At 70.6% G+C, this 3,777-nt stretch carries 5 protein-coding genes and 1 pseudogene; 2 read left to right on the forward strand and 4 right to left on the reverse strand.

Annotated features, from left to right (window positions below):
• Positions 1-40: 40 nt before the first annotated feature.
• The 4 genes from ACWGIU_RS32500 to ACWGIU_RS32515 all read right to left on the reverse strand — a co-directional run bounded on the left by ACWGIU_RS32500 (position 41) and on the right by ACWGIU_RS32515 (position 2,635).
• Positions 41-634, reverse strand: a complete 594-nt coding sequence (locus tag ACWGIU_RS32500; RefSeq protein WP_030712043.1) for a malonic semialdehyde reductase — start codon at positions 632-634, stop codon at positions 41-43.
• Between the two features lie 153 nt (positions 635-787).
• Complete coding sequence (locus ACWGIU_RS32505) at positions 788-1,006, reverse strand: exodeoxyribonuclease VII small subunit (RefSeq protein WP_189732883.1); 219 nt, start codon at positions 1,004-1,006, stop codon at positions 788-790.
• Positions 1,007-1,060: 54 nt separating this feature from the next.
• The gene (gene xseA / locus ACWGIU_RS32510) at positions 1,061-2,293 is read right to left on the reverse strand and encodes an exodeoxyribonuclease VII large subunit (RefSeq protein ID WP_453711698.1); all 1,233 of its coding nucleotides are present in this window, start codon (positions 2,291-2,293) and stop codon (positions 1,061-1,063) included.
• A gap of 33 nt (positions 2,294-2,326) precedes the next feature.
• Positions 2,327-2,635 carry a hypothetical protein gene (locus ACWGIU_RS32515; protein ID WP_453711699.1) on the reverse strand — a complete coding sequence of 103 codons (309 nt, stop codon included), beginning with the start codon at positions 2,633-2,635 and terminating at the stop codon, positions 2,327-2,329.
• On the opposite strand from ACWGIU_RS32515, the gene ACWGIU_RS32520 reads away from it, so the two are divergent.
• The gene (locus ACWGIU_RS32520) at positions 2,625-3,629 is read left to right on the forward strand and encodes a 4-hydroxy-3-methylbut-2-enyl diphosphate reductase (protein WP_453711700.1); all 1,005 of its coding nucleotides are present in this window, start codon (positions 2,625-2,627) and stop codon (positions 3,627-3,629) included. The genes ACWGIU_RS32515 and ACWGIU_RS32520 overlap by 11 nt on opposite strands.
• A 21-nt stretch (positions 3,630-3,650) precedes the next feature.
• Positions 3,651-3,777, forward strand: a pseudogene (locus ACWGIU_RS32525) (ROK family protein); the annotation flags it as partial.

Raw genomic sequence — 3,777 nt, forward strand, 5'->3', positions numbered from 1 at the left:
GCGCACGGCCCTTCTGCGTGTGCTGCTGCGGCGGAGCCGATCAGACGGTCGTGATGACCTCGTCGAAGCCCAGGCGCGGGGAGCGGTCGAACCAGGCACCCTCAGCGGCCGGCTTGCCGATGTTGATGACCATGATCGGGGTGTGGTCGGCGTCCAGGAACTCCTTCTGGATGCCGGCGAAGTCGGCGCCGGTCATCGGGCCCGCGGCCAGGCCGGCGGCGCGGATACCGATGATGAAGTAGGCGGCCTGCAGCGCGGAGTTCAGCAGCGCGGACTGCTCGCGGACCGGGCGCTCGGAGAAGAACGCGTCCTTGGCCTGCGGGAAGTGCGGGAGCAGCTGCGGAAGCTCCTCGTGGAACTCGTTGTCCGCGGAGAGGATCGCGACCAGCGGGGCGGTGGCGGTCTTGGCGTCGTTGCCCTTGGCCATGTGCTGCACGAGGCGCTCGCGGGCCTCGGGGGAGCGGACCAGGGTGATGCGCAGCGGGGTCTGGTTGAAGGCGGTGGGGCCGAACTTCACCAGGTCGTATATCGCCTGGACCTGCTCCTCGGTGACCGGCTCGTCGGTGAACGAGTTGGCCGTGCGGGCCTCGCGGAACAGCAGGTCCTGCGCGGCGGAGTCAAGAACGAGAGACATCGGAAAGCCTTCTTCCATACGGAGGTGAAGCGATGTCCCAGACTCTACGGCGGAAGTAGATGAATTTTCAACTAAACCTGTCTTCCGGTGACCGGGATCACTCCCCGGCCGCTCCTCCCGGCTGCTCCTCCCCGGTGTCACTCCTCCCGGGTGTCACTCCTCCTCGGCCGGCTCGCGTGCGGCGAGCGCCGAGTCCAGCCGGGCCCGGGCCCCCTCCAGCCAGTGCCGGCACACCTTCGCCAGCTCCTCGCCGCGCTCCCAGAGCGCCAGGGAGTCCTCCAGCGAGGTCCCGCCGGCCTCCAGCTTGCGGACGACCTCGATGAGTTCGTCGCGGGCCTGCTCGTACCCCAGCGCCGTTCCGGCCTCTGCCATTCCCGTATCCATCCTCTGTGTGTCGTGCGACCACGTGATCGCGGCCGTGTGCCGCTATTCCGAAGCGGCTGTCGGGTCCGCCGGGACGACCGCCACGGAGAACGTGCCCTCCGCCACCCGCGCGCGCAGCACATCGTGCGGAGCCACCTCCTGCGCCGAGCGCACCACATGGCCGTCGGCCCGCTGAAGCACGGCGTACCCCCGTTCGAGGGTCGCCGCCGGGGACAGCGCCACCACCCGGGCGAGGGTGTGCGCGAGTTCCGAGTCGGCTCGGTCCAGCAGGTGCCCCAGCGTGCGCCGGGCGCGGGCCAGCAGGGCGTCCACATCGTCCTCGCGGATCTCCACCATCCGCCGGGGGTGGACGAAGACCGGCCGGGCCAGGGCGTGCGCGAGGCCCCGTTCCTCCCGGTCGAGCAGCCCGCTGACCGCGCGCAGCCCCCGGGCCTGCAGCTGGCGTACGCGCTCCAGCTCCTCGCCGACGTCCGGTACCACCTTCTTCGCCGCGTCCGTGGGCGTGGAGGCCCGGACGTCCGCGACCAGGTCCAGCAGCGGGGAGTCCGGCTCGTGGCCGATCGCCGAGACCACCGGGGTACGGGCCGCGGCGACCGCCCGGACCACCTCCTCGTCGGAGAACGGCAGCAGGTCCTCCACGCTGCCGCCGCCGCGTGCCACGATGATCACGTCGACCTCGTCGAGGGCATCGAGCTCCTTGACCGCCTGGACCACCTGGGGCACCGCGTGCACCCCCTGCACGGCGACGTTGCGCACCTCGAAGCGGACCGCCGGCCAGCGGCGCCGGGCGTTCTCCAGGACATCGCGTTCGGCCGCCGAGGCCCGCCCGACGACCAGCCCGATCAGCTGCGGCAGGAAGGGCAGCGGCTTCTTGCGCTCCAGTGCGAAGAGCCCCTCGGAGGCCAGGGACCGCTTGAGGCGCTCCAGCCGGGCGAGGAGCTCCCCGATGCCGACCGGCCGTATCTCCGTGGCCCGCAGGGACAACTGCCCGCGCGGGGCGTACCACTCGGGCTTGGCCAGCAGCACGACCCGGGCGCCCTCGGAGACCACGTCGGCGACCTCGTCGAAGACCTGGCGGAAGCAGGTCACGCTGACCGAGATGTCGTGAGAGGGGTCGCGCAGCGTCAGGAAGACCACCCCCGCTCCCGGCCGCCGCGAGAGCTGCGTGATCTGCCCCTCCACCCACACCTGGCCGAGCCGCTCGATCCAGCCCCCGATGAGCCGGGACACCTGGCCTACCGGCAGCGGCGCCTCGGCCGACGTATTCAGACCCATGCACGCAGGCTATCCGGCGCCGCCGACAGTGCGTCAGGCCCCGGCGCCGGTGTCGCCGGGCAGGTCGCGGCGGCCGCGCTGGACGAGCAGCACCGCCAAGCCCACCGCCAGCCACACCGCCCCCACCAGCTGCGCCGTCCACGAGGCCTCGGAGATCACCGCGACGGTCACGGCCGCCCCCAGCACAGGCATCACCAGGTGCTTCCACCAGTTCGGCGGACCCTCACGCCGCTTGACCACGAACCAGCCAGCGGGCAGCGCGGGTGGTGCGGGCTTTCGGGCCGGTGTGTGCCGTACCGCCGACGCCCGGCCTCCTGGAGACCCCCGTACGATGGAGCACATGACTGCTCCCGCCCCCGCTCCCGCTTCCCGCCGTGTCCTGCTCGCCGCGCCCCGCGGCTACTGCGCGGGCGTGGACCGAGCCGTGATCGCCGTCGAGAAAGCCCTTGAGCAGTACGGTGCGCCGGTGTACGTCCGCCACGAGATCGTGCACAACAAGTACGTCGTCCAGACCCTGGAGAAGAAGGGCGCCATCTTCGTCGAGCGGACGGAGGAGGTGCCCGAGGGCTCCATCGTGATGTTCTCCGCTCACGGTGTGGCGCCGGTGGTGCACGAGGAGGCGGCGCGCGGCAAGCTCGCGACGATCGACGCGACCTGCCCGCTGGTCACCAAGGTGCACAAGGAAGCCATCCGGTACGCGAACGAGGACTTCGACATCCTCCTCATCGGCCACGAGGGCCACGAGGAGGTCATCGGCACCTCCGGCGAGGCCCCGGACCACATCACGATCGTCGACGGCCCGCACGACGTGGAGAAGGTCACCGTCCGTGACGAGTCCAAGGTCGTCTGGCTCTCCCAGACCACCCTCTCGGTCGACGAGACGATGGAGACGGTCGACGCGCTGAAGACGAAGTTCCCGCTGCTCGTCTCGCCGCCGAGCGACGACATCTGCTACGCCACCTCGAACCGGCAGGCCGCCGTCAAGGTGATGGGCGCCGACTCCGACCTGGTCATCGTGGTCGGCTCGAAGAACTCCTCGAACTCGATCCGGCTCGTCGAGGTCGCCAAGGACGCCGGCGCCAAGGCCGCGTACCTGGTCGACTTCGCCGCCGAGATCGACGAGGCCTGGCTGGAGGGCGTCACCACCGTCGGCCTCACCTCGGGTGCCTCGGTGCCGGAGGTCCTGGTCGAGGAGGTCCTGGAGTGGCTGACGGTGCGCGGTTACGCCGACGTGGAGATCGTCAAGACCGCCGAGGAGTCGATCGTCTTCTCGCTGCCGAAGGAACTCCGTCGCGACCTGCGTGCCGAGGCTGCCGAACTGGTCGCCGACAAGTAACTCCTTTCGTACGGTATGTCCATGCAGATCTTCGGCGTGGACATCGGCGGGACCGGGATCAAGGGCGCTCCCGTGGACCTGGAGCGCGGCGACCTGACTCAGGAGCGCCACAAGGTACTGACACCACAACCGGCCACCCCCGAGGGGG

The sequence above is a fragment of the Streptomyces sp. NPDC054840 genome (assembly GCF_053611065.1).

Excerpts from the sequence above, each read along its gene's own strand:
- xseA (WP_453711698.1), bottom strand. The coding sequence starts at position 2,293 with ATGGGTCTGAATACGTCGGCCGAGGCGCCGCTGCCGGTAGGCCAGGTG.
- ACWGIU_RS32520 (WP_453711700.1), top strand. The coding sequence starts at position 2,625 with ATGGAGCACATGACTGCTCCCGCCCCCGCTCCCGCTTCCCGCCGTGTC.
- ACWGIU_RS32505 (WP_189732883.1), bottom strand. The coding sequence starts at position 1,006 with ATGGCAGAGGCCGGAACGGCGCTGGGGTACGAGCAGGCCCGCGACGAA.
- ACWGIU_RS32515 (WP_453711699.1), bottom strand. The coding sequence starts at position 2,635 with ATGTGCTCCATCGTACGGGGGTCTCCAGGAGGCCGGGCGTCGGCGGTA.
- ACWGIU_RS32500 (WP_030712043.1), bottom strand. The coding sequence starts at position 634 with ATGTCTCTCGTTCTTGACTCCGCCGCGCAGGACCTGCTGTTCCGCGAG.